Annotated in this window: 1 protein-coding gene; it reads right to left on the minus strand. The window is 35.1% G+C overall.

The features are described from left to right. Window positions 1–304 precede the first annotated feature (304 nt). Window positions 305–2,506, minus strand: a complete 2,202-nt coding sequence (locus tag AB8B65_RS10775) for a TonB-dependent receptor (protein WP_405300994.1) — start codon at window positions 2,504–2,506, stop codon at window positions 305–307. Window positions 2,507–2,596: the final 90 nt, after the last annotated feature.

The raw sequence follows: 2,596 nt of genomic DNA on the forward strand, positions 1-2,596 counted from the left end.
TAACAATAACGGTTTTAGTATTTTGATAAAATTCGTCAATTCGAGTGAATTTTACGATTGGAAATGAGTGAAATTTGTATCGAGAATAGCGTTTTTCGTGCCTCAAAATTACTCGAACTGACGTTTCATTATCCTTTTGAATTCAAAATGTACAACAGGTTATATAAGTTTTCTCGATAGTTCTACTGAGTTTACCGAAGTGCAATTTTCTTCATTTCCTTGCGAAAAATTATTCGAAGTGACGCTTAGCGTATCTAAGAAGTCTAAAAATCTAACGATCTAACATGTCTAAAAAATCTATTGATTAATGCTCATCATGATGTTCACTATGATTTCCAAATGGTTTGATAATGATTCCGACACTTAAAATAAATCCATCCATTGGTGCATAAATTTGCGAAAACGAAGAATTAGTATTTGTTGGTGTTACTAATGGCGAAAAACGACTTTGTCTTCGATCGGTAAAGTTTTCAAAATTCGCGTAAATTCCTCCCCAATCAAAATTGCGCATTCCTAAGAATCCCATCGTAATGAAATCGGTTGTATCAGTTCCGTTTGATAATACTTGTGAGCCTGTATAATACGTTTCAAACCCTAAACGCCATTTGCTTGTTTCGTACATAATGACACTTCCCGCATTGTGTTTTGCGGTCAAAGGTTTTTGAGGATTTCCTGGTAAGTAGTTCAATTTCGCATCAATCAAAGCATAATTTACAAACCATTTGAAATGATTGTACGAGAATTTAATATTTGTTTCCGCACCTTTACTAATGATGTTTCCATCTGCATTTTCATACTGAAAGAAGTTATCTGCATTCACATTCAATAACAATCCATTATCGATTGAAGTCACATAAAATAATTGATTGATAGAGAAACCAATTGTTTCATTGAAAATCTTAGTTTTGTAGTTAAAATCAAGGTTTAAACCATATGAACGTTCGGCTTTTAAGATATCTTCATCTATTTTTAAGACATTTTCAAAGTTGATAAATTCGGCTTCTTCCGTAAAAAGATCTGGTGTTTTGTAACCTAATCCACCACCGAATCGACTTGAAAACCCTGAATCATTTTTATAGAGCAACGAAACTCTTGGCAATACAAAAACGCCCCAACCTTTGGCGACATCGGTACGCAAACCTGCTTCTAAAATCCAGTTTTCGGATAAGTCAAAATTTGAGTTTGCAAATACTCCAAAAGTGACATCATTTTGATCGCGTTGTAATGGCGCGTTATCATTTTCATCAAAATTTGTGGTGTATAAATTGGCGCCTAAAGTCCAATCGTTTTTTTCATAATTGTGCTGCAATGTAATTTCACTAAAGGAATTTAACTGCTTTCCACTAAACTGCATGTTTGGTACATTTAACTCACGATCAAAAAATGAGAAACTGTTTTTCATGGTAAAAACACGCGTAGAATCTAATTGTGTTGTGTATACAGCTTGACTACTGATACGCTTGGAAATATTTTCTTCGGTAAATTCTGGAGTACCACTTTGATTATTTTCTATGGTAGGAATGTCTCCTCCTATTCGATCGTCAAAAGAACCATTTAAACCAATCCAAAATGTAGTTTCTTCAGATGGATAGTAATAGAATTTCGGGTTGAACGCAATTGAAGTCGTTTCTGGTAAATTACTAAATCCATCATCTTCTGGATCATATGCTTTTTGATAGTTTCCAGAAGCATACAAACTTACACCGTATTTTTCGTTTCGCTTGCTGTAAAATACATTTGCGGTACTTCCAAGTGCATGTGTTTGTGTAAGCATAATGTCCATTTCTGGTTCAAAACTGGGTGTTTTGGACACTAAATTCACCAAACCAGCAATGGCGCCACCACCGTATAATGTAGAAGCACTTCCTTTGATGATTTCAAATTGTTTTAGATCTAATGGTGGAATTTGCATGACACTCAATCCGCTTGAAAATCCGCCGTAAATTGGAAAACCATCACGTAATAATTGTGTATAACGTCCGTCCAAACCTTGAATACGAATGTTTTGATTCCCACTACTTAACGAGGTTTGTTGCATTTGAATTCCGGTACTTTCGCGCAAAACCATGGAAATGTTGGTAGGATTCATCATGTTTTTCTCTCCTAGTTCTTCGCCGCCAATTACTTCAATTCGTGTTGGAATGCGTCGAATATCACGTGTACTACGAGTTGCTTCAATCATAACGGTATTTAGTTCGCCTTTGGTTTCTTCCATATAGAAAATTAATTCTTTAGAAGTTGGCAGCATAACCGTTGTTTCTATTGTTTTATAACCCAAAAATGAAATCATGAGTTTGTGTGTGCCATTCGGAATTCCTGTAAAATGTGCAATTCCTTCCGTGTCGGTAATTGCGCCTTTTTGCAAATCTTCAAATAATACATTTGCGCCTAATAAGGCTTCTTTTTCGTGTGCTGAGAATACTTTTATGTTAAAGTCATTATTTTGTGCGTTGACCAGTCCGCATAGCATACATAGCAGCAGTATGCTCCATTTTGGTAGTTGCATAGTTTTATATATTTGAGTCTAGAATCTAGATTGCGTTGCTTTTAGATTGTAGACTGTGTTTGTAATCTTTTTAGTAGTTTTAGGAAACTG

The organism is Kordia sp. (assembly GCF_045105435.1).
GTDB lineage: Bacteria > Bacteroidota > Bacteroidia > Flavobacteriales > Flavobacteriaceae > Kordia.

Bases quoted from the DNA above. Each gene is read 5' to 3' on its own strand.
- AB8B65_RS10775 (WP_405300994.1), bottom strand. From the start codon at position 2,506: ATGCAACTACCAAAATGGAGCATACTGCTGCTATGTATGCTATGCGGA.